Source organism: Micromonospora sp. NPDC005710 (genome assembly GCF_040630995.1).
GTDB lineage: Bacteria > Actinomycetota > Actinomycetes > Mycobacteriales > Micromonosporaceae > Micromonospora.
In genome coordinates this window covers 58,111-76,518 of sequence record NZ_JBEXYP010000009.1, presented here as the reverse complement: position 1 = coordinate 76,518, position 18,408 = coordinate 58,111, and the positions used below count along the sequence as shown (strand labels likewise).

Sequence of the window (18,408 nt, the reverse complement as noted above, 5' to 3'; positions counted from 1 at the left end):
GGTCAACCGGTGTGGCGTACCTCGGTGTCCCAGATCTGCGCCCACGGACGCCGCAGCCCCCGGCACACGTGGATCGGGCCGCCGTTCTCGTCGTTGTCCACCTCGACCCGCTGGTCCACCCAGCCGGCCTGCGTACACGTCTCGAACCAACCGTTCAACTGCGCGGGCCCGTCCCAGCCGACGGCGATGACCACGTCCGCGTCGGCGGGCGGCCGACCGAAGTCGACAACGCTGTTGTGCCCGGAGTACGCCCGGGGCAGACCACGGGCCGGCCCGTAGCGGGCCACCGCGCCGGCCTCACCGTAGTTGCCGGTGAGGACGACCGCCCGGGAACGCTCGTCCTGCGGCAGGCCACGATGGACGGCCGCGAGCGAGTCGGCGAACTCCGGCCAACCGATCGTCTCCCCGGCGTCGTAGTTGACGTCGACCACGAAACCGGGCAACCGGTCGGCCGGCAGCACCGGTAGCAGCAGCACGACGTTCGGAAGCAGGAACGGCACCACGCCCAGCGCGAGCAACCCGCGACGCCACCAGAGCGACCCGCGCGACGCCCACGCCACTGTGACGAGCGCACCGGCGGCGGTGAGGACCAGCAACAGCGGCGCGTCGTAGTAACCCTTGCCGCCGGCGATCAGCACGATGCCGACCACCACCAACCAGGCCCAGCCCACCGCCCGGTAGGCCCGCCACGCCGGCCGGCGCAGCAGCGCTACCAGGCCGGCGATCCAGATGGGTACGGCGTACGGGCTGATGATGACGAACTGGAGGGTGAACGCGTCCCGCCGGCCACTGTAGGAGCTGTCGCCGTCGGAGATGGACGCGGCCACGCCGAGCTGCGGGAAGCCGTTGGCAGCCTGCCAGATCAGATTCGGCGCGGCCAGCAGCACGGTGATCCCGGCGGCGGCGAGCAACCACCTGTCGCGCAGCAGCCGACGCGGCCCGGCGATCAGCACCCCGGCGACCAGGCCCACGGCCAGCAACGCCGGCAGCAGCTTGCTGAGCATGCCCACACCGAGCGCCAACCCGATGCCCAGCGCCCAGCGGCTGTCGCCGGTACGCAGCAACCGCACCGCACACCACGCCGCGACCAACCAGACCAGCAGGTCGACGGTGGTGGTGCTGAGCAGGTGACCGCTGGCGAGCACGATGCCGGACAGCGCGGCGAGCACCGCCGCGCCGAGCTGCGCGCCCCGGCCGGCGCCCAACTCCCGGGCGATGGCGGCGACCAGCAGCACCGCGCCGCCGGCCAGCACCGCCGACGGGGTACGCAGCACCACCAGGTTGCCCGGGGCGATCGTGTCCAGCAGCCGGGCCAACGCCGGGACCAGTGGCCCCTGGTCGACGTACCCCCAGTCGAGGTGTCGGCCGGCGAGCAGGAAGTACAGCTCGTCGCGGTGATAGCCGTAGCGGCCGGCGAGCAGGAGCAGCGTCACGGTGGTGGCGGCGGCGACCAGCCACGGGCCGCGGGTACGGGTGCCCGGCTGCGGCGGACGCCCCGGTGGTGACGACGACTCCAGCCGGTGAGGCCGGTCGATCTCGATCGCTGGCTCGCTCACCCGCTCATGATGACCGGCGAGGTCGCCGCGCGGGTGCCCGCGCCGGGCCCCGGGCGGCCTCCATGTGCAGGTGGCCCAGCCGAGTGCGAAGATCGGCTTTGTCACTCGGACCGAAAGGACGATATGCGCTATCGCACTCTGGGCAGCACCGGCACCGTGGTGTCGACCCTGTGTCTGGGCACGATGACCTTCGGCGCGGAGACCGACGAGGCCGGCAGCTTCGCCCAACTGGACCGGTTCGTCGACGCCGGTGGCACCTTCATCGACACCGCCGACGTCTACTCCGCCGGTGTCTCGGAGGACATCGTGGGGCGCTGGCTGCGCAGCCGACCCGACCTGCGGGACCGGCTGGTGATCGCCACCAAGGGACGGTTCCCGATGGGCCCGGGGGCAAACGACGCCGGCCTGTCCCGGGTGCACCTCACCCGCGCCCTGGACGCCAGCCTGCGGCGGCTCGGCGTCGAGGCGGTCGACCTGTACCAGGCGCACGCCTGGGACCGGCTGACCCCGCTGCCGGAGACGCTGCGGTTCTTCGACGACGCGGTCAGCGCCGGCAAGATCCGCTACGCGGGCGTCAGCAACTTCACCGGCTGGCAGTTGCAGAAGGCCGCCCTGCTCACCCAGCACCTCAACCTCACCCCGATCGTGACCCTGCAACCGCAGTACAACCTGCTGGCCCGGGAGATCGAGTTCGAGTTGGTGCCGGTCTGCGAGAACGAGGGCATCGGCATCCTGCCCTGGTCACCGCTGGGCGGCGGTTGGCTGACCGGCAAGTACCAGCGTGACAGCACCCCCAGCGGCGCGACCCGGCTCGGCGAGAACCCGCAGCGCGGCGTCGAGGCGTACGCGGGACGCAACGCCGAGGAGCGCACCTGGCGGGTGCTCGACGCGGTCCGCCAGATCGCCGGGGACCGTGACGTGTCCATGTCGGCGGTGTCGTTGGCCTGGCTGGTGGCCCGACCGGCGGTCACCTCGGTGATCCTCGGCGCGCGTACCACCGAGCAGCTCGACGACAACCTGACCGCCGCCGACCTGGTCCTCGACGCCGAGCAGATGCGGCTGCTGGATGAGGCGAGCGCGCCGCTGGTGGGTGACTACCCGTACGGCACGGCGGGCGTACGCCAGCGCGCCCGTGACCTACCGACCGGTTCATGACGTCGTTCCCCGAGCCGACCAACCCGGCCGGCAGCCGCACCGAGGTGTTCCTGCGCTACCTGGACTACTTCCGGGAGTCCATGGTGGCCAAGGTGTCGGCGCTGGCCGAGCCGGAGCTGCGGCGCAGCCGGCTGCCGTCCGGGTGGACCCCCCTGGAGCTGCTCACCCACCTGCGCCACGTCGAGCGACGCTGGATCGAGTGGGGCTTCCAGGGCCGGGACGTCGCCGAGCCGTGGGGCGACCGCCGCGACGACCGCTGGTACGTGGCCCCCGACGAGACCCGCGCGGAGGTGGTCGCGGCACTGCGGGCGCAGGGCGCGCACACCACGGCCGTGGTGACGGCACACGACCTCACCGAGATCGGTGCTCCGGGCCCGCGCTGGAACGGCGCGGACCCGGCGTCGCTGGAGCGGGTGCTGTTCCACCTGGTGCAGGAGTACGCCCGCCACCTTGGTCACCTCGACGTGGTCGCGGAACTCGCCGGCGGCCCGACCGGAGAGTGACGTCCGTCGGGTGGATGCCCGGATCGAGCGGTTTATCGGGCAGCGGCCCGGCCGGCGAACAGAACGCCCGGCAAGGGCGTCTTCAGGAAAGCGGATCTGATGAAGTTTCTTCTCACGTCGTCGGGCATCTGCAACCCGAGCATCTCCGACGCGCTCGTCGACCTGCTGGGCAAGCCGATCGCCGAGTCCACCGCCCTGTTCATCCCCACCGGTGTCCACCCCTTTCCCGGCGGAGCCGAGCGGGCGTGGAAGGCGATCCACGGGAACCCCACGATCCCACTGACCCAGCTGGGCTGGAAATCAGTGGGGATCGTGGAACTCACCGCGCTGCCGACCATTCGAGAAGAGAACTGGATCCCGGCGGTCCGGGAGGCCGACGCTCTCCTCGTCTGGGGCGGCGACGTGCTGTACCTGACCCACTGGATGCGCCAGTCGGGCCTGGCCGACCTCCTGCCGTCGCTGACTGACACGGTGTACGTGGGGGTCAGCGCCGGAAGCATCGCGGTCACCCCGTACAACTGCGACGCCGAATTCGATCGCCAGTTCGTACCCGACGGCAGCGACATGGGGCAGGACGCCGACCGGGCGTTGGGGCTGGTGGATTTCACGCTGTATCCCCACCTCAATCATCCGGACATGGACGACACCGGGCTGTCGGAGATCCAGAAGTGGGCCTCCGGAATCCCGGTTCCGACCTACGCCATCGACGACAACACCGCCATCACTGTGGTCGACGGCACCGTCGAGGTCATCTCCGAGGGCGAGTGGAGCCTGATCAACCCCTGACCGGTGCGTCTCGGCCCTCGACGTGGCCGCCGAACCTCCCGGCGGCCCGACCCGACAGTGCGGCCGCCCGCTCCACAGTGGGTGCATGCCGCTGCTCGTCACACCCGCCCTGCCCGCCGGCAGCCTCGCCGCCCAGGATCAACCCCACCTTCCGGTACGCCCCGGCCTGGCGCTGCGGCCGTGGCGCGACGACGACGCCCCGGCCGTCCGGGCTGCCTTCGACTGCCCGGTGATCCAGCGATGGCACGTGCGTCGCCTCGACAGCGACGACGAGGCACGCACGTGGACAGCGCAGTGGGCCGGCCGTTGGCGCGACGAGAACGCCGCCAGTTGGGCGATCGTCGACGCCGACGACCGGCCCGTCGGTCAGGTGGGTTTGCGCGACGTGCTGCTGACCGAGGCGTCGGCGCAGGTGTCGTACTGGTTGACACCCACCGCGCGCGGTCAGGGGGTCGCCACCCAGGCGCTGCTCGCCCTGACCCGGTGGAGCTTCACCCGAGGTGGCTTTCACCGACTGGCGCTGGAGCACTCGACCGGCAACGCGGCCTCCTGCCGGGTGGCGGGGCGGACCGGTTTCACCGAGGAGGGCGTGGCTCGGGGCTCGGTGCGGCACGCCGACGGTTGGCACGACATGCACCGACACGCACTGCTGACGACTTCGAGGTGATCAGGGGCCGACCGGGACGGCTGTGGTGGTTCCGGTGGTGTCGGTGACCCGGATCTCGGTGGCGGTCGAGGGCAGGAGTGCCGCGTCACGGCCGGCGGCCTGCCACTGGCCGTCGCCGACCCGGTAGCTCAGCGCCGACCCCTCGGCGGCGACGACGACGCCCTGGTCGTCCGGCAGCCGTAGCCGCACAGGCAACGGTGCCGACCAGTCCGCTGTCGTGCTGGCCACCGCCTCGAAGGGGAGCTGCCGACCCGCGAGCAGGGCGATGACGTAGGAGGGGCCGTCGTCGTACTGGACGGTTTCCACGAGGAGCCGCCGGCCGTCGGGGGTTGCCCCGTAGACCCACAAGAGGGGAGAGCCGTTGTGAACGTGCGCTCCGACCGGGTCGAGGTATTCGGCGATGGCCTCGGTCGGCGCGTTCACCTCCTTCACCGCCGGGTCGATGCCCCAGACCTGCTCCGCGCCGGGCAGCGTGCGGCGAAACAGCCGTGGTGCCGGCCGATCCTCGTTGCCGGGGAAGAGGATCTCGCTCGTACCGTCGATGTGAATCATGTTCTTCTGTTGAACGGGAGTCCGGGAGAGCGCGATGGTGACCTTCGTGCGCTGTGGCGGCACCGACAGCACCGCCGCACCGTCTCTGAACACCACCGACTCGAAGGTCCGTTCGACCTTGCCATCCGGCGCGTACCGCAACTGCGGGGAGAACTCCACCGGTTGCCCGAAGTCGAGCAACAGAAGCACGTCCCGCTTCGGTCCGAGCAGTGCCGCCTGCTCAAGGCCGTCTGTGTCGGAGTCGGTGACCTGCGTCAGGGTGCCGACGCGCAGTCCGTCGGCTGTGGGTTTGACGAACCCCACCGTCATGCCGTACGTGGTGCCCTGGGCGACGTAGGCAGCCCGGCCGGCAGGCGTGTTTCCCGCCCAGACGATGTTCGGCTCGCCACGCGGCCGATCATCGGCTTCCTTCATGCCGCGCCGCCACGCCTCGCGGACCTGTCGCCGGTACCCGTCGTCGGCGGCCAGATCACCGCGAGTGGGTTCGTCGAGCAGTGGTGAGGCGAACTGTGCGTCGCCGGCGTCGCCGGGCAGGTCGAGGACACCGGCCACCGGCACGGCCACCACGGCCGCGCAGACCGCCGCCAGAACGGCCCGCCGGCGGACCACCCGACGCCGCCCACCCCGACGCACCTCTGCGAGCAGACCCGGCGGGCTGACCAGGTCATCCGTCGCGCGGTGCAGAATGCCGCGCACGTCACTGTCGTTCATGGTCATCGGGAGCTCCCGGTTCGAGTGATGGGCAGGACGAGACTCGATTCGGCCAGCACCTCTCGCAGCCGAGCCAACCCCCGCGAGGCGTGACTCTTCACCGCGCCCTCGGAGCAGCCCATCGCCGCCGCGACGTCGACGACCGGCAGGTCCTCCAGGTAACGGAGCACGACAGCGGCCCGCTGCCGAGCGGGCAACGCCCGCAGCGCCCCGACGACCAAGTCGCGAACCGCCACGGCGTCGGCGTGGTCCCGGGCCACCCCGTCGTGGTCACCCAGCGACTGCTCCGGACGCCGGGCACGCCACCGCCACCGGTTGATCGACCGATTGACCAGCGCACGTCGTGCGTACGCCTCGGGGCTGCTCTGCACCCGACGCCAGCGCACGTACACCTGCTCCAGCACCTCCTGAAGCAGGTCCTCGGCAGCGTGCCGGTTCCCGGTCAGCAGGAAGGCGACCCGCAACAGCACCGCCGACCGTGTGCGAACGAAGTCGTCGAACTCCGCCCCGCGCGAATCCCTCATCTGACCTCCCGGCCTCGTCAACCAGCAAGACACCACGTCGGCGCGCGAGGTTTACCGGTTCGGTTCTTTTCCTGCGGCCGACCGGGCCTCAGCGGGCTTCGGCCCAGCCGACGAAACGCGGGGTCAGGTCGGGCAGCGCCACGCCTGGGTTCAGCTTGGCGAGGTCGGCCTCGGCCGTCTCCTGCACCTTCGCCAGGTGGATCAACAGGCCCGGCCGATCGTCGCGGTACTCGCCGAGCAGGCGCAGCTTCGCCGCCGAGCACGGCCACAGGATGCCGCAGACCGGGCAGCGCCACGACGGTCGCAACGGGGAGTGTCTCGGCCGCTCGGGCATCAGCCGACCGCCACGGCCACGCGACGCCGGTCCGGTGTGGACGGGTGGGTCTGGACCTGGACGCCATCGCGCATCACGAACAACTCGCGCCGGGCGACGGCGTCACCGTTCCTGTTCAGCTCGTACGCGTCGAGCCAGAGCCACCCGTGGTAGGTGTGCCGCTCGGGCAGCTCGCGGATGACCCGTACGACGATCGGCGTGCGGAATTGAACGCTCGCGGCGGTGGTCAGCAGGACCACGTCCCCGGCCCGGAGTGCGCCTCTCATCTCGTCGTGCACAGCTCTCCCTCCTCGTTGCGACACCGTCTACACCGCACTTTGCCGGGGGTTGCTGGACAAACACACAGCGTTACGTAACCTCTTCATCGCAGCAGATTTGTTCCAGGGGAGGGACGGCATGAACCACGCCTTTGTCGCAGCGCTGGCTGCCGCGGGTCACACCGCCGAGAGCCTCGCCGGCCAGCTCGGCGTGCATCCCAAGACCGTCGCCAGGTGGGCTAACCCTGGGCACATTCCCCAGAGCCGGCACCGTGCGACAGTGGCGGGGCTGTTGGCGAAGGACGCCGACGTGCTGTGGCCGGACGTGGGCCGTCGACGCGAACCCGTCTGGTTCCGGCCGTGGGTGGACCTCGAACGTGAGGCCGTGACACTGCGGTCGTTCGAGCTGACGTGGGTGCCCGGGCTGTTGCAGACCGAGGCGTACGCGCGGGCGACACTGGCCGGTGGGGTGCTGACGCCGGAGGCGGTCGCCGAGTTCGCCGAGGCGCGGATCAACCGGCAGGCGATCCTCGGCCACGACGCTGGTCCACTGCTGATCGCCGTCCTCGACGAGGGTGTGCTGCGACGGCGCGTCGGCGACGACCGGGCGCTGATGGCGGTGCAACTGGCGCACCTGCTCGGGCACGCCGAGGCGGACACGGTGCAACTGCACATCGTCCCGGCGGACGCGCCCAGCTACCCGGGGCTGGACGGACCGTTCACCATCGCCGACATGCCGGACGGGTCGCGGGTCGCGCACGTCGACAGTGCGGCACAGGCACAGATCCTCGATCAACCGTCGGACCTTGTTAGCCTGGAACGACGGTGGGAACGTATTCGCGGCGAGGCCCTGCCCCGACGGCGTTCGCTGGAACTCCTCAGAGAAGCGGCGGCATCATGGACATGACCGGTGCGCGGTGGCGGAAGAGCACGAAGAGCGGCGGCAACGGCGGCAACTGTGTCGAGGTTGCCGACAATCTCCCGGGCGTGGTCCTGGTGCGTGACACGAAGGACCCCGACGGCGGCACGCTCACCTTCAGCCCGCAGTCCTGGCGCGGTTTCGTCGCGATGACCCGCGACGCCGACTGACCGATCAACGAACGGCGCACGGAGCCGGCTGGCGGGGTAAAGCCGTTGACCGGGCGGTGATGATCGACTGGTGACCATGACCGCCCGGCCCACCTGGACGACAGCCACCAGCCGTCCCGACCACCCCGACGCGTTGCTCCTGCTGCGCGAGTACATGAGCGAGATGGTGGTTCGCTATCACCGGCGCCCGGCTCGGCCCGGCGAGGTCGACGCCGCCCTGGCCGAGCTGCCCAGCGACGACCTGACCGCGCCGAGCGGGCTGCTCCTGCTCGCCCACCACGGCTCCGACCTGGCCGGTTGCGCCGGGCTGCGCTGGCAGCCGGGCTGGGCCGAGCTGACCCGGGTGTTCGTCCGCCCGGAGAACCGCGGCGCCGGTGGGGGCGTCGCGCTGCTGGCCGCCGTCGAGGAACGGGCCCTCGCGACCGGAGTCGACCGGATCCGGCTCGACACCCGGCACGACCTGGTCGAGGCCCGCGCCCTGTACGCCCGCAACGGCTACCGGGAGATCCCGGCGTACTCGCGGGGCCCCTACGCCGAGCACTGGTTCGAGAAGCAGTTGACGTTCGCCTCCGGAGGCGCTAAATAAGAAGAGGAAGTTGAGTCGCACCGGCTCAACTCATCACCTTCGGCCAGGAGATCCGAGGAGGCATGACCATGTTGATGCGTACCGACCCGTTCCGCGAGATCGACCGGCTCGCCGAGCAGTTCTTCGGTACGGCGGCCCGTCCCGCGACGATGCAGCTGGACGCCTACCGCGACGGCGACCACTTCTACGCGGCGTTCGACCTGCCCGGCGTCGACCCGGACAGCATCGACTGCACCGTCGAGCGCAACGTGCTCACCGTCCGCGCCGAGCGCCGCAGGCCCGCCGGCGACGGCGTCGAACTGGTCGCCGCCGAACGCCCGATGGGCACCTTCACCCGGCAACTGTTCCTCGGCGACACACTGGACACCGAGAAGCTGGAGGCCGGCTACGAGCACGGGGTGCTGACGCTGCGCATCCCGGTCGCCGAGCGCGCCAAGCCCCGCCGGGTGACCATCAAGGCCAACGGCGACGGCCGCCGGCAGATCAACGCCTGATCCACGACGGCCTCGGGTGGGACCGGCGCGCCTGCACGCCGATCCCACCCGAGGCTGAGAACCTTTTTCACATGGTGTTCTCCGACGCTCCGGTGCTCGCCCGCCCGCCCGCGCCACCGGCGCTGCCCAGCGGGCCGGTCGAGGTCACCGAGGCGTGGCTGCGCAACCGGCGGCTGTCCGAGCACACCCGCGACGCGTACCGGCGTGACGTCACCGGCTGGCTCACCTGGTGCGCCGAGCGTGACCTCGACCCGCTGCGGGCCACGTTCCTGCACGTCAACGAGTACGCCCGCGCGTTGGAGAGCAGCGTCGGCGCCCGCAGCGGCCGCCCGCTGACCCCGGCGACCGTCGCGCGCCGACTCTCGGCGCTGTCCAGTTGGTACGACTTCCTGGTCAAACTCGGCGCGGTGCCGGCCAACCCGGTCTCCGGTGCCGACCGCCCCCGCGTCGACCGGGACCACTCCGCCACCGTCGGGCTCACCCCCGAAGAGGTGGACGCCCTGCTCAGCGCCGCCGATGCGGACACCGGTCCGACAGCCGTACGGAATCGGGCGGCGCTCGCGCTCCTCGCCGACCTGGGTCTGCGGGTCGGGGAGCTGATCTCGCTGGACCTGACCGACCTGGGCACCGAACGCGGCCACCGCAGCGTGCGCTTCGTCGGTAAGGGCGGCAAACAGCGTCGCCGTGCCCTGACCCCCGGCACCGGGCACGCCCTGGATGCCTACCTGGCCCAGCGGGCCGCCACCACCGGCGTGCCGGTGCCGCAGCTCACCGGCCCGCTGCTGGTCACCGCCAGCGGCGCGCGGCTGGACCGACACTCGGTGTTCCGGATGGTCCGTCGACTCGCCCGCGCCGCCGGCATCCCGGCCTGGGCGAAGCTGTCCCCGCACTCGCTGCGGCACGCCTTCGCCACCACGGCCCGCTCCGAGGGCGTGCCGTTGGAGGACGTGCAGGACGCCATGGGGCACGCCGACCCCCGCACCACCCGCCGCTACGACCGGGACCGGCACAACCTCGACCGTGACCCCGCCTACGCGGTGTGGGCCGCCCGGTCCCGTCGCCGCGGCTGACAACGCTGGCGAAGCGGCCGAGCAGGGCCGGATGCGTCAGCCCTGCGGGCGGGGGCAGATGCAGAACGGCTGCCCTATCGGGTCGAGCAGCACCACCCACCGCTCGCCGCCTGGCTGAAACGCCGGCTTCGACGCGCCAGCGGCGACGAACTTCTCCTCCGCCGCCGCCAGGTCGTCGACGTAGAGGTCCAGGTGGTAGCGCTTGTCACCGGTCTGGTCGGGCCAGGTCGGCGGCCGGTAACCCTCGACCAGACCGAAGCCGATGGAGACACCACCGGAGCTGATCATCGCGTACTCGGGTTGGCTGTGGGTGACCTCCCAGCCCAGCGCCTCGTGGTAGAACGCGGCGTGGCCGGCGGGATCGGAACTGTCGAGGTTGACCATCGCGAGGTCGGCAGAAGCTGTCACGCCGGCAGTATGCCGCCGGGGCCTGACAACTTCGGCCGGGTGCGACCGAGGTCAGCGGGCGTCGAGGGGCCAGAACGTCAAGCGGGCCGTGCCGTCGCGGCAGATCAACCCCGCACCCACCCGTCGGCAGTCGCTCAGGCCGGCGGGGAGCACCGCGAACACCCGACGGCCGTCGCGTCCCACGGTGGCGACCAGGGAGCGCCCGCCGTCGGCCGCCATCCCCAGCACCACAAGGGTCTCCGTGGCACTCCGGGGGCCCGGCACCGTGCGCCAGCGCGCCCCGGCCGGCCACGTCCACACCCGTACTCCGGTGCCCGCGTCGATCGCCCAACGCCCCTGCTCGTCCTGCCCGCAGATCAGACCCTGGCACGGCCGCAGGGTCAGCTCACCCGGCTGCGCCGACGCCTGCCAGCGCGGCACCAGCCCGGGCAGGTCGTACCCGGTGAGCGCCACCGCGTCGCCGCTGGGATGGCGCAGCACCAGATGCGCGCCGACGACCTGGGGGTTGTCCGGGCCGTAGTCGGCCGGGGGCAGCCGACCCCGCCCGCGTTCGGTGCCGTCGCGGGCGTCGAACAACCGGGTCAGCCCGTCGTCCTGCACCAGCAGCACCCGCCCGGGCAGGGGCCGCAGCACCGCCGTGGACGGCAGCGGGACCGACCAGCGGGTCGCGCCGGTGGCCTGGTCGACGCCATGCACAGTGCCCTCGACCCGCCGTCCTGGTTCGGCGGCGCTGCGCACCTCGCTCACCGCGACCGCCGCGTCCCCGGCCGCGTACACCCGCTCGGGTCGCCGCCACACCGGCTGGCCGGTCCGCATCGACCGCGCGGTGGTCGCCCGCGCCCCACGCACCTGGTCGCGTTCGACAAGCAGGAGCAGGTCGCCGGCCACCTCGGCGAACCACCCGGCGGCCGGCGGCACGGTGACCCGCCACCGAGGCGGGCCGTCCGGCGCGGCCGCGTCGTAGGCGCTCAGCGTCGGCGGGCTCGGATCGGGGTCGACGACAAGCAACAGCGGGCCCGCGCCGAGCACTGTCGCCCGCGGCGGCACCGTCAACCCGACCTGAGGTGTCGGACGCGCGGCCGGGGCGGCGCCGCCGAGCAACGCGCAGACGGCCACCAGCGCCGCCACCCGCCAACCCGGGGACACCGGCGGTGGTGCCTGCCGCTCGTCCAGGGGTACGCCCCGGTCGTCACCCAACTCGATAAGCACCGTCATCGACGCCCGCCCGTCCGCTCGCGCCGGCTGGTCAGCAGAGCAGGTCGAGGTGATGGTGGGCGTCCTCGGCGATCTCCTCGTGCCGCAGCCAGCGTCGCGCCCACAGCCGGGCGGCCAACTCGGCCTGCTCGTCCCCCCACGCGGCGTGCTCGACGAGCAACGCGGTGGTCAGCGCGTACGCCAGACGCAACGCCAGACCACGGGCACCCGCGAGCACCGCCGCCGTGCCCGGGTCGACGGTCACCGCGGTGATGGTCTCCTCCAACTGGGCGGCGGCGGTGGCCAGGGTGTCGGCCAGCACCGGCGACAGCGGTCGAGCCAGGTCGACGGCGGCGGCGAGCCGGCGCAACAGCGGCGCCCCGGCGTCCTCCCGGGTCAACGCGCGCAGCACGTCCAGGGACAGCACGTTCGTGGTGCCCTCCCAGATCGGCAGCACCTGGGCGTCACGCAACAGCCGGGGCACGCCGGTGTCCTCCACGTAGCCGGCCCCACCGAAGCTCTCCACGTACTCGCTCGCGGAGCTGACGGCGAGCCGGCCGGTGGTCAGCTTCGCCAACGGGGCCACGATGCGCAGCTCCGCCGCGGCCTCCGGGTCGGCCCCGACCTCCACCCGGCCGAGCAGGGCGAAGGCGTGCCCGGCGAGGGCGAACGCGCCCGCCGCGTCGACCGCCAGGGTGCCCAGGGTGGCGCGGTGCAGGGGCGAGGACGCCAGCGGGCCGCCGGCGACGTGACGCACGTCGGCGTACGCGCGGGCGTAGGCGAGACCCCGTCGCATTCCGCCGGCCGCCGCCGCCGCGTTGTGCACCCTGGTCACCACGACCAGGGTCATCGCCCGGACCAGACCGGGCACCGCCGGGTCACCCAGCGGCAGGGCGTACGCGTCGCGCAGGCCGATCTCGGCGGTGGGCAGCGCCCGGGTGCCGAGCTTGTCCTTGAGGCGGTGCACTGTGACACCCGGTGCGGGTGCGCCCGGCGCGGCGCCGTCGGCGAGCGGTGAGTCGACCGCGTACCGGGGAACGAGGAACGGGGCGAGCACCCGGCTGCCCCGCCCGGCGCCCTCCGGGCGGGCCAACGCCACCGCCATCGCCGCGTCGGCGGCGGAGCAGAACCACTTCTCCCCGGTCAACCGCCACGACCCGTCCGCCGCCGGGCGGCCCAGCGTGCTGGAACGGCCCAGGTCGGAGCCGCCCTGCGACTCGGTCATCCACTGCCCGCTGGTGATCGCGGTGGCCGGGTCGGTGGAGATCAGCCGGGGCAGCCACGCGTCGCGGACCCCTGCGTCGACGTCGGGCTGGCTGAGCAGCGCCGCCGCCCCGTCGGCCATCGCCACCGGGCAGGAGAACGTGGCCGACTCCGGCCCGTACAGGTGCAGCAGGGCGTGTTGCACCACCCGCGCGGCGGCACCCCAGGTGCCCCTGGCGTCCGGCAGGTAGGGCAGCGCGACCACGGCGTGCCGGGCGGCGGCGGCGCGCTGCGCCTGCCAACCGGCGGACGTGTCGACGCGGTCGACGCGCGCGCCCCACGCGTCGTAGCGGACCAGCGTCGGCGGGTGCGCCTCCGCGTCGGCGTGCGCCGCGCGCAGCGGCCCGGTGACGTCGGCGGCCAGGTCCGCGAGACGGCCCTTCGCGGCCGCGTGCCCACCCGGGCCGAGGTGACGCTCCAGCCAGGACCGCAGCAGGCCATCGCCGGCGTACGGGTCGACGGGGGGTGGTACCGGCTGCACGAAGCGGCTCATCGATCGGCTCCTGGCACTGCTCGGGGGGTCTGCGCCGACGTTAGACGATGCGGGGCCGCCGGGAACAGGGCACACCCGCCCGTCCGGCGCACCCAGTTTCCGGCTTGTCGCCCGTCGGCGTGAGGGGGTTCTCTACGGTCGGTAGTCGTGGGTGCGGGCCAGTCGTGGAGCCGACCGGCCCGGCGTCACCGCCCGATGCGCACCGGGTTGGCGTTCGCCGGGTTCGGCGTGGCGCTGTGCTGCGTGGGGGTGGCCGGGCTGGGCGCCTGGAACCTGCAGACCGTGCGGCAGGCCGCCGGCCCGATCCGGGAGACCGCCGACGGTTTCCTCAGCGAGGTGGCCCTGGGTGACAGCGACGGGGCGTACGAACGGCTCTGCCAGGACGCGCGCAGCCGGTGGAGCGCGATCGGTTTCACCAGTTGGGTGCGGACACCGCCGATGGTCACCGACTACGAGATCACCGACGTGTCGGTCGCCACCCGCAGCGGACGACCGCAGGGCACTGTGACAGTGAAGGTGACCCGTGACGGCGGGCTCAGCGAGGAACGTCGCCTGCCGGTGGTCCGCGAGGACGGCAACTGGCGGGTGTGCGGTGACCCCTTCTGAACCCCCGGAAGCCACCCCGGTACGCCCGCAGTTGCTGCGACCCCGCGAGGGGGTGCAGCCGACCACCTCGACGGAACTGTTCTTCGACCTGGTCTTCATCTTCACCATCACCCAGTTGTCGCACTACCTGATCGCGCACCCGGACTGGCGGGGCGCCGGGCGTACCGGCCTGTTGCTGGCGCTGGTGTGGTTCGTCTGGGTCTACACCACCTGGCTGACCAACTGGTTGCGACCGGACCAGGGGCCGGTGCGGACGATGTTGATCGGGGTGGGGCTGGGCAGCCTGTTGTTGTCGGCGGCGATCCCGCAGGCGTTCGGCTCGACCGGTCTGCTCTTCGCGCTCGTCTACGTGATCGTGCAGGTGGGCCGCACCCTGTTCTCGTTGTGGGCGGTGCAGGGCAGCCCGTGGCTGGTGGCCGGTTTTCAGCAGTCGCTGCCGTGGATCACCGGGACGTCGGTCCTCGTGGTCCTCGGTGGTCTGGTCGGCGGGGCCGCCCGGGACACGGTGTGGGCGGCGGTGATCGTGATCGAGGTGGTCGGCCTCTCGACCGGCTATCCGCTGCCGAGGCGCGGACGCAGCCGACCCGAGCGGTGGATGGTGGAGGGCGGGCACCTGGCCGAGCGGTGCGCGGCGTTCGTCCTGATCGCGTTGGGGGAGTCGATCCTGGTCACCGGCAGCACCCTCACGTCGCACGTGGACCTGGTGACGTCCGGGGCGTTCCTGCTGGCGTTCGGCGGTTCGGTGGCGCTGTGGTGGGTGTACTTCGCCCGCTCGGCCCCGGCCGCCACGGAGGTCATCGCCCAGGCCGGAGAACGCACCGGCGCGTTGAGCCGAGTCGCGTTCAACTTCCTGCACCCGGTGATCGTCGCCGGGGTCGTCGTCGCGTCGGCGGCCGACGAACGGTTGCTGCGGGAGCCGGGCGCGCCGGCCACCACCGTCGACGTGCTGCTCACCCTCGGTGGTCCCGCGTTGTTCCTGGCCGGGCACGCCGCCTACAAGGCGCTGCTGTGGCGGACACTGCCGACCAGCCGGGTCACGGCGGTGGTGGTCCTGTTGGCGTTGATGCCGGCCGGTGTGTGGCTGGAGGTGCCCGTCGCGGTGTGCGCCGCAGCGGCGTTGGCGGTGACTGTCGCCGTGATCCTGAGCGACCGGCACCGGTCACTGGCGGCTCAGTCGCGGGGGCCGAGGTCGCCGCTGCGGTAGTGCCGGCGGCACAGCACCTGGTAGCGCACCTCGGCGGTGTCGACAGTGTCACCGATGACGACCTGAGCGCCCTCCCGGACGACCCGCCCGTCGACGACCCGGGCGTTGAGCAGCCCTTCGCGGCCACACCAGCAGAGCACCTCGACCTGGATGCGGGCCACCTCGTCGGCCAGCTCGAACAGGCGTTGCGCGGCGGGGAACATCCGCGACCGGAAGTCGGTGGCCAGGCCGAACGCGAACACGTCGACGTCGTAGCTGTCGACCAGCTCGGCCATCTGCTCGACGTGCTCGACGGTGTAGAAGCACGCCTCGTCGCAGATCAGGTAGTCGACGCGTACCCCGTCGGCCCACCGGCCGCGCACCAGGGCCCGCAGGTCCAGGTCGTCGGTGACCTCGATGGCCTCGTGGGCCAGGCCGATGCGGGTGGTGACCTGCGGACCCAGCGAACGGTCGATGCGGGTGGTGACCAGCCCGCGCCGCCCCTGCCGGGCGTGGTTGTAGTTCATCTGCAACGCCATCGTGGACTTGCCGCAGTCCATCGGCCCCCAGAAGAACTTCAACGCCGCCGCGTGCACCGGACGCCCGTCCAGCCCGCGCGCCGCCGCGCACCCGGCCGGAGCGTGCGGCTGGCCGGCGAACGGGTGGGCGAGGCAGGTCGGGGCGGTGGTGGCGTCGTCAGTCACGGTCGGGCAGCCTAGCCGATCGGTCGCGGCTGATCTGTCGGGTGCGGGATGCGTGCTCAGAGCACCCGCGGTGGCGTGTTGCCCGCCGCGACGATGGCACGGCGGATCGGTACGGCGGCCAGGAGCAGGAACCCGACCACGAAGAAGATCAGCAGTGAGACCAGGCCCACCCGGTACGAGGCGGTGAGTTGGAACACCAGGCCGAAGGCGAGCGGGCCCAGCCAGCTGGTGCCCTTGTCGCTGATCTCGTAGAAGCCGTAGTACTCGCCCTCTTTGCCGGCCGGGATGAGCTGGCTGAACAGCGACCGGCTCAGCGCCTGGCTGCCGCCGAGGACCAGGCCGATGGCCGCGCCGAGGACCATGAACGGCACCGGCGCCTCCGCCGGCAACCGGAACGCGCCGATGATCACACCGGTCCAGAGCACCAGGCTGAGCAGCACTGTCTTCCACGCGCCGATGTGCCGGGCCAACGCGCCGAGGCTCAGCGCGCCCCCGAACGCGAGGAACTGCACCAGCAGGATGGTGATGATCAGGGTGCTCTGCTCCAGGCGCAGTTCCTCGGTCCCGTACTGACTCGCCAGGGTGATGACGGTCTGGATGCCGTCGTTGTAGACCAGGAACGCCAACAGGAAGAACAGCGTCAACGGGTACGCCTTGATCTCGCGCAGGGTGCGGCCCAACTGCCGGAACCCGTCGATGAGCACGTTGCCCCGCCGGCCCGACACCGCCGCCGCGCTGGGAGGGCGTTCCCGCAGCCAACGCAGCGGCACCAGGGTGAACACCGCCCACCACACCCCGGCCGAGACGATCGACCAGCGGGCCAGATCCAAGGTGCGCTGCGGGTTGTCGTCCTCGCTGAACACTGTGACAGCGACCAGGTTGAACGCCAGCAACAGGCCGCCACCCAGGTAGCCCAGCGCCCAGCCGCGGCTGGAGATGCCGTCGCGTTCGTCAGGGCCGCCGAGCTGCGGCAGGAACGAGTTGTAGACCACGACGGCCGCGCCGAAGGAGATGTTGGCGACCAGGAAGAGCGCCCCGCCGAGCAGGTAACGGTCACCGGTGACGAAGATCATCGCGATGGTCGCGCCGGCACCGGTGAACGCGGCGCCGCCGAGCAGCCGCTTCTTGTGCGCCGACCGGTCGGCGATCGCCCCGATCACCGGCAGCACGAACACGGTGAGGAACACCGACAGCGAGATCAGGTACGGGTAGTAGGACCCGGCCGCCACCCGGATGCCCAGCGGGTGCACGTACCCGTCGCAGGTGTCCGCGCCCAACTCGCACCCGGCGGCCAACTCGGCGACGGTGGTGATGAACGGCCCCAGGAACACCGTGATGACGGTGGTCTGGAACGCGGAGTTCGCCCAGTCGTAGATGTACCAGCCGCGCCGCTCTCGGCGGGTGCTCGCCGGAGGCGGGGTGTCGTCCACCGTGGGGGTCACGGTCTCGGCCATCGGGGGTCCTTCGGTCCTCAGGCGGCCCAGTGGCCGCGGCTGCGGTAGACGTCGCGCAGCACGCCGACGTGATCGGTCATGATGCCATCCACACCACGATCCAGTAACTCGTGCATCTGGGCTGGTTCGTCGATCGTCCAGACGTGCACCTGCAAGCCCAGTCGGTGGCAGTAGTCCAGGAACCGCCGGTCCACCACCGGCACCCGCCCGTAGCGGGGCGGCACCTGCGCGGCGACCACCGACGGTGGCAGCCGCAGCGGCCGTCCGTGCAGGGAGGCGAGCCGCAGCCGGGCCACGCCGCGCATGCCCAAACTGGTGGCGACCCGTCCCTCGGTGAGCGCCCGCATGCGGGTCAGCCGGGCGTCGCTGAACGAGGCGAGCAGCACCCGGTCACCGGCACCGGCCCTGGTCACTGTCGCGACCGTCGGCTCGACACCGCCGTCGGCCTTCACGTCGATGTTGAAGCGGACCTGCGGCCACGCCCCCAACACCTCGTCGAGCCGGGGTACGACAGCAGCACCGCCGACGCGTACCGAGGCGAGGTCGGCCCAGCTCATCTCGGCGATGCGCCCCGCCTCACCGGTGACCCGGCGCAGCGTCGGATCGTGGAAGATCACCGCCACGCCGTCGGCGGTGGCGTGCACGTCGGTCTCCACGTACCGGTAACCCAGCCCGACGGCCCGGGCGAACGCCTCGGTGGTGTTCTCGTCGCCCTCGGCCGCCCCGCCCCGGTGGGCGAACGCCAGCGGCGCGGGCGCGTCGAGGTAGCCGGGTCGGGTCAGCACGCGACGCAGTATGCCTGCCGTCGGTGGAGCGCGG

The 18,408-nt window shown here is 72.1% G+C and carries 22 protein-coding genes; 11 read left to right on the top strand and 11 right to left on the bottom strand.

The features are described 5' to 3' along the window. Nucleotides 1-2: 2 nt before the first annotated feature. Complete coding sequence (locus tag ABZ406_RS14690; protein ID WP_357760717.1) at nucleotides 3-1,556, bottom strand: glycosyltransferase family 39 protein; 1,554 nt, start codon at nucleotides 1,554-1,556, stop codon at nucleotides 3-5. A gap of 123 nt (nucleotides 1,557-1,679) precedes the next feature. Between ABZ406_RS14690 and ABZ406_RS14685 the strand changes: the two genes are divergently transcribed. The 4 genes from ABZ406_RS14685 to ABZ406_RS14670 all read left to right on the top strand — a co-directional run bounded on the left by ABZ406_RS14685 (nucleotide 1,680) and on the right by ABZ406_RS14670 (nucleotide 4,667). Then, nucleotides 1,680-2,711 (top strand): aldo/keto reductase, encoded by a 1,032-nt coding sequence (locus ABZ406_RS14685; protein ID WP_357760714.1) that lies wholly within the window; start codon nucleotides 1,680-1,682, stop codon nucleotides 2,709-2,711. Beyond that, complete coding sequence (locus ABZ406_RS14680; RefSeq protein ID WP_357760711.1) at nucleotides 2,708-3,214, top strand: DinB family protein; 507 nt, start codon at nucleotides 2,708-2,710, stop codon at nucleotides 3,212-3,214. Before ABZ406_RS14685 ends, ABZ406_RS14680 begins: the two co-directional genes overlap by 4 nt. Nucleotides 3,215-3,313: 99 nt before the next feature. Next, nucleotides 3,314-4,000, top strand: a complete 687-nt coding sequence (locus tag ABZ406_RS14675) for a Type 1 glutamine amidotransferase-like domain-containing protein (RefSeq protein ID WP_357760708.1) — start codon at nucleotides 3,314-3,316, stop codon at nucleotides 3,998-4,000. Between the two features lie 85 nt (nucleotides 4,001-4,085). Continuing rightward, nucleotides 4,086-4,667 (top strand): GNAT family N-acetyltransferase, encoded by a 582-nt coding sequence (locus ABZ406_RS14670; RefSeq protein ID WP_357760705.1) that lies wholly within the window; start codon nucleotides 4,086-4,088, stop codon nucleotides 4,665-4,667. Here the strand turns inward: ABZ406_RS14670 and ABZ406_RS14665 are convergent, their stop codons facing one another. The 4 genes from ABZ406_RS14665 to ABZ406_RS14650 all read right to left on the bottom strand — a co-directional run bounded on the left by ABZ406_RS14665 (nucleotide 4,668) and on the right by ABZ406_RS14650 (nucleotide 7,054). Further along, nucleotides 4,668-5,936 (bottom strand): hypothetical protein, encoded by a 1,269-nt coding sequence (locus ABZ406_RS14665; RefSeq protein WP_357760702.1) that lies wholly within the window; start codon nucleotides 5,934-5,936, stop codon nucleotides 4,668-4,670. It abuts the gene before it with no gap. Further along, a complete protein-coding gene (locus tag ABZ406_RS14660) occupies nucleotides 5,933-6,454 on the bottom strand; it encodes a SigE family RNA polymerase sigma factor (RefSeq protein ID WP_357760699.1) in 522 nt (173 codons plus the stop codon). Before ABZ406_RS14660 ends, ABZ406_RS14665 begins: the two co-directional genes overlap by 4 nt. Before the next feature lie 88 nt (nucleotides 6,455-6,542). Continuing rightward, nucleotides 6,543-6,788, bottom strand: a complete 246-nt coding sequence (locus tag ABZ406_RS14655) for a flavin reductase (protein WP_357760696.1) — start codon at nucleotides 6,786-6,788, stop codon at nucleotides 6,543-6,545. Then, the gene (locus tag ABZ406_RS14650) at nucleotides 6,788-7,054 is read right to left on the bottom strand and encodes a hypothetical protein (protein WP_357760693.1); all 267 of its coding nucleotides are present in this window, start codon (nucleotides 7,052-7,054) and stop codon (nucleotides 6,788-6,790) included. Before ABZ406_RS14650 ends, ABZ406_RS14655 begins: the two co-directional genes overlap by 1 nt. A gap of 130 nt (nucleotides 7,055-7,184) precedes the next feature. On the opposite strand from ABZ406_RS14650, the gene ABZ406_RS14645 reads away from it, so the two are divergent. From ABZ406_RS14645 to ABZ406_RS14625, 5 genes are all read left to right on the top strand, one after another. After that, the gene (locus ABZ406_RS14645; RefSeq protein ID WP_357760690.1) at nucleotides 7,185-7,952 is read left to right on the top strand and encodes a DUF5753 domain-containing protein; all 768 of its coding nucleotides are present in this window, start codon (nucleotides 7,185-7,187) and stop codon (nucleotides 7,950-7,952) included. After that, entirely contained in the window at nucleotides 7,943-8,134 is a 192-nt protein-coding gene (locus ABZ406_RS14640) for a DUF397 domain-containing protein (RefSeq protein ID WP_357760687.1), read from the top strand. Before ABZ406_RS14645 ends, ABZ406_RS14640 begins: the two co-directional genes overlap by 10 nt. 76 nt (nucleotides 8,135-8,210) lie before the next feature. Continuing rightward, on the top strand, nucleotides 8,211-8,720 hold the full coding sequence (locus tag ABZ406_RS14635; RefSeq protein ID WP_357761172.1) for a GNAT family N-acetyltransferase: 510 nt from the start codon (nucleotides 8,211-8,213) through the stop codon (nucleotides 8,718-8,720). A gap of 68 nt (nucleotides 8,721-8,788) precedes the next feature. Beyond that, entirely contained in the window at nucleotides 8,789-9,214 is a 426-nt protein-coding gene (locus ABZ406_RS14630; RefSeq protein WP_357761169.1) for an Hsp20/alpha crystallin family protein, read from the top strand. Between the two features lie 71 nt (nucleotides 9,215-9,285). Further along, the gene (locus ABZ406_RS14625; RefSeq protein WP_357760684.1) at nucleotides 9,286-10,284 is read left to right on the top strand and encodes a tyrosine-type recombinase/integrase; all 999 of its coding nucleotides are present in this window, start codon (nucleotides 9,286-9,288) and stop codon (nucleotides 10,282-10,284) included. Nucleotides 10,285-10,320: 36 nt separating this feature from the next. Here the strand turns inward: ABZ406_RS14625 and ABZ406_RS14620 are convergent, their stop codons facing one another. From ABZ406_RS14620 to ABZ406_RS14610, 3 genes are read right to left on the bottom strand one after another with little or no spacing between them, the layout of a single operon-like run. Next, a complete protein-coding gene (locus ABZ406_RS14620; RefSeq protein ID WP_357760681.1) occupies nucleotides 10,321-10,692 on the bottom strand; it encodes a VOC family protein in 372 nt (123 codons plus the stop codon). Between the two features lie 51 nt (nucleotides 10,693-10,743). Next, nucleotides 10,744-11,907, bottom strand: coding sequence for a PQQ-binding-like beta-propeller repeat protein (locus ABZ406_RS14615; protein ID WP_357760678.1), 1,164 nt, complete (start codon nucleotides 11,905-11,907; stop codon nucleotides 10,744-10,746). Between the two features lie 31 nt (nucleotides 11,908-11,938). Continuing rightward, on the bottom strand, nucleotides 11,939-13,642 hold the full coding sequence (locus ABZ406_RS14610; RefSeq protein WP_357760675.1) for an acyl-CoA dehydrogenase family protein: 1,704 nt from the start codon (nucleotides 13,640-13,642) through the stop codon (nucleotides 11,939-11,941). A 195-nt stretch (nucleotides 13,643-13,837) separates the two neighbouring features. Between ABZ406_RS14610 and ABZ406_RS14605 the strand changes: the two genes are divergently transcribed. After that, nucleotides 13,838-14,248 (top strand): hypothetical protein, encoded by a 411-nt coding sequence (locus tag ABZ406_RS14605; RefSeq protein ID WP_357761166.1) that lies wholly within the window; start codon nucleotides 13,838-13,840, stop codon nucleotides 14,246-14,248. Further along, nucleotides 14,235-15,452, top strand: a complete 1,218-nt coding sequence (locus tag ABZ406_RS14600; RefSeq protein ID WP_357760672.1) for a low temperature requirement protein A — start codon at nucleotides 14,235-14,237, stop codon at nucleotides 15,450-15,452. Before ABZ406_RS14605 ends, ABZ406_RS14600 begins: the two co-directional genes overlap by 14 nt. Here ABZ406_RS14600 and ABZ406_RS14595 read toward each other — a convergent pair. From ABZ406_RS14595 to ABZ406_RS14585, 3 genes are all read right to left on the bottom strand, one after another. Continuing rightward, nucleotides 15,419-16,042: a thymidine kinase gene (locus tag ABZ406_RS14595; RefSeq protein ID WP_357350837.1), complete on the bottom strand. Its 624-nt coding sequence runs from the start codon at nucleotides 16,040-16,042 to the stop codon at nucleotides 15,419-15,421. The genes ABZ406_RS14600 and ABZ406_RS14595 overlap by 34 nt on opposite strands. Before the next feature lie 149 nt (nucleotides 16,043-16,191). After that, the gene (locus tag ABZ406_RS14590; RefSeq protein ID WP_357760669.1) at nucleotides 16,192-17,589 is read right to left on the bottom strand and encodes an MFS transporter; all 1,398 of its coding nucleotides are present in this window, start codon (nucleotides 17,587-17,589) and stop codon (nucleotides 16,192-16,194) included. Between the two features lie 17 nt (nucleotides 17,590-17,606). Then, entirely contained in the window at nucleotides 17,607-18,374 is a 768-nt protein-coding gene (locus ABZ406_RS14585) for a glycerophosphodiester phosphodiesterase (RefSeq protein ID WP_357760665.1), read from the bottom strand. Nucleotides 18,375-18,408: the final 34 nt, after the last annotated feature.

Excerpts from the sequence above, each read along its gene's own strand:
- ABZ406_RS14685 (WP_357760714.1), top strand. The coding sequence starts at position 1,680 with ATGCGCTATCGCACTCTGGGCAGCACCGGCACCGTGGTGTCGACCCTG.
- ABZ406_RS14680 (WP_357760711.1), top strand. The coding sequence starts at position 2,708 with ATGACGTCGTTCCCCGAGCCGACCAACCCGGCCGGCAGCCGCACCGAG.
- ABZ406_RS14675 (WP_357760708.1), top strand. The coding sequence starts at position 3,314 with ATGAAGTTTCTTCTCACGTCGTCGGGCATCTGCAACCCGAGCATCTCC.
- ABZ406_RS14670 (WP_357760705.1), top strand. The coding sequence starts at position 4,086 with ATGCCGCTGCTCGTCACACCCGCCCTGCCCGCCGGCAGCCTCGCCGCC.
- ABZ406_RS14665 (WP_357760702.1), bottom strand. The coding sequence starts at position 5,936 with ATGACCATGAACGACAGTGACGTGCGCGGCATTCTGCACCGCGCGACG.
- ABZ406_RS14660 (WP_357760699.1), bottom strand. The coding sequence starts at position 6,454 with ATGAGGGATTCGCGCGGGGCGGAGTTCGACGACTTCGTTCGCACACGG.
- ABZ406_RS14655 (WP_357760696.1), bottom strand. The coding sequence starts at position 6,788 with ATGCCCGAGCGGCCGAGACACTCCCCGTTGCGACCGTCGTGGCGCTGC.
- ABZ406_RS14650 (WP_357760693.1), bottom strand. The coding sequence starts at position 7,054 with ATGAGAGGCGCACTCCGGGCCGGGGACGTGGTCCTGCTGACCACCGCC.
- ABZ406_RS14645 (WP_357760690.1), top strand. The coding sequence starts at position 7,185 with ATGAACCACGCCTTTGTCGCAGCGCTGGCTGCCGCGGGTCACACCGCC.
- ABZ406_RS14640 (WP_357760687.1), top strand. The coding sequence starts at position 7,943 with ATGGACATGACCGGTGCGCGGTGGCGGAAGAGCACGAAGAGCGGCGGC.
- ABZ406_RS14635 (WP_357761172.1), top strand. The coding sequence starts at position 8,211 with ATGACCGCCCGGCCCACCTGGACGACAGCCACCAGCCGTCCCGACCAC.
- ABZ406_RS14630 (WP_357761169.1), top strand. The coding sequence starts at position 8,789 with ATGTTGATGCGTACCGACCCGTTCCGCGAGATCGACCGGCTCGCCGAG.
- ABZ406_RS14625 (WP_357760684.1), top strand. The coding sequence starts at position 9,286 with ATGGTGTTCTCCGACGCTCCGGTGCTCGCCCGCCCGCCCGCGCCACCG.
- ABZ406_RS14615 (WP_357760678.1), bottom strand. The coding sequence starts at position 11,907 with ATGACGGTGCTTATCGAGTTGGGTGACGACCGGGGCGTACCCCTGGAC.
- ABZ406_RS14610 (WP_357760675.1), bottom strand. The coding sequence starts at position 13,642 with ATGAGCCGCTTCGTGCAGCCGGTACCACCCCCCGTCGACCCGTACGCC.
- ABZ406_RS14605 (WP_357761166.1), top strand. The coding sequence starts at position 13,838 with ATGCGCACCGGGTTGGCGTTCGCCGGGTTCGGCGTGGCGCTGTGCTGC.
- ABZ406_RS14590 (WP_357760669.1), bottom strand. The coding sequence starts at position 17,589 with ATGGCCGAGACCGTGACCCCCACGGTGGACGACACCCCGCCTCCGGCG.